This is a genomic window from Streptomyces sp. NPDC059850, from assembly GCF_042731515.1.
Taxonomy (GTDB): domain Bacteria; phylum Actinomycetota; class Actinomycetes; order Streptomycetales; family Streptomycetaceae; genus Streptomyces.
Genome location: NZ_JBHWJI010000108.1, coordinates 11513 through 13297, shown reverse-complemented (window position 1 = coordinate 13297; position 1785 = coordinate 11513). Strand labels below are relative to the sequence as shown.

At 70.1% G+C, this 1785-nt stretch carries 1 protein-coding gene; it reads right to left on the bottom strand.

Annotation, left to right across the window (positions count from 1 at the left end):
* Positions 1–136 precede the first annotated feature (136 nt).
* Positions 137–1609, bottom strand: coding sequence for a GntP family permease (locus tag ACFV9T_RS41690; RefSeq protein ID WP_385448872.1), 1473 nt, complete (start codon positions 1607–1609; stop codon positions 137–139).
* Positions 1610–1785: the final 176 nt, after the last annotated feature.

The following is a 1785-nucleotide window of genomic DNA, read 5'->3' as shown; positions in this document are numbered from 1 at the left end:
ACGGGCTTGAGGGAGGTGGTGGAGACGGTCTCCAACGACTTGCGGGACCACCCGCGCCGGATGCCCAGCAGGTCGGCCGCCCGTCCGGGGGCAGGGGGTAGCCCCGGGGCGTAGCGCCCGGGGCAAGCCCCCGGCGCTAGATCACCAGGCTCAGCAGGCCCGCCACCGCGAAGCCCGCCACCGACAGCACGGACTCCAGCACCGTCCACGACTTGAGCGTGTCCCGCTCGGAGATCCCGAAGTACTTCGCGACCATCCAGAACCCGCCGTCGTTGAGGTGCGAGGCGAAGATCGAGCCCGCCGAGATCGCCATGATGACCAGTGCCAGATGGGCCTGTGAGTAGTCACCCGAAGCCAGCATCGGGGAGACGATCCCCGTGGTGGTGACGATGGCGACGGTCGCCGAGCCCTGGGCGACCCGCAGCACCACGGAGATCAGGTACGACAGCAGGATGACCGGCAGGCCCGCGCTGTCGAAGGCGTCCGCGAGGGCCTGGGCGACACCGCTGCCCTTGAGGACGGCGCCGAAGACGCCGCCCGCGCCGACGATCAGCAGGAGGTTGCCGACGGGCTTGAGGGAGGTGGTGGAGACGGTCTCCAACGACTTGCGGGACCACCCGCGCCGGATGCCCAGCAGGTAGTACGCCAGCAGCAGGGCGATCGTCAGCGCCACGAAGGGGTGGCCGAAGAACTCGATGACCGAGCGGCCGGTGCTCGGGTCCAGCGCGATCGAGGAGAAGGTCGCGCAGAGGATGAGGATCAGCGGCGTACCGATGATGGCGAGGACCGTGCCCACCGACACCGGCTGCTCCGTGGGCTGCCTGCCGGCGGCGCGCTGCTCGGCCTCGACCGCCTCCCGGGCCTCCTCCGCCGCCTCGAGCATGTCCTGCGGTACGGGGACGAAGAGGCGGTTGCCGATCCAGGCGGCGTACGCCCACGCGGCGAGCACGGACGGGATGCCGACGAGGACGCCCATCAGGATGACCCAGCCCAGGTCGACATGGAGCAGTCCGGCGGCGGCGACCGGGCCGGGGTGCGGCGGCAGGAAGGCGTGGGTCATGGACAGCCCGGCCAGCAGCGGCATCGCGTAGAGCACGATCGACTTGCCGCTGCGCTTGGTGGCCGCGTAGACGATCGGCGCGAGGACGAAGATGCCGACGTCGAAGAAGACCGGTATGCCGAAGATGAGGCCGGTGAGGCCCATGGCGAGCGGGGCGCGCTTCTCCCCGAAGAGGCCGAGCAGACGAGAACTGAGCGCCTCGGCACCGCCGGAGACCTCCAGGATCGCGCCGAGCATGGTGCCCAGGCCCATGATGATGGCGACGTGGCCGAGGATGCCGCCCATGCCGGTTTCGATGAGCGAGACCGCGTCGGACTTCTGGACCGTGCCGAAGAGTTCGGTGACCGAGAGCCCGGCGGCCAGGCCGACGGCTATGGAGACGCCGAGCAGCGCGATGAAGGGCTGGAGCCTGACCTTGATGATCAGGTAGAGCAGAAGGGCGATGCCCAGGACGGCGACGGTCAGCAGACCGGCGGTGCCGGGGATGATCGCGAGCAGACCACCGGTGTGGGGTGGGGTCTCGGCAGCGGGAGCGGCCGCGAGCAGCATGGAGGACTCCGGAAAGTGGGTAGGCGATATCGCCGCACGGCGGGGGGCCGCGCGCGGGGGATGTGATCGGGGTTCGGGTGATCAGGGATCTCATCCTGGAAGTGGGGGGTCCCGGGGCGGGCGGGGGTTAGTAAACCCCCCCCCCCCAGGCCATCAGGGGGGCACAGACCAGAACC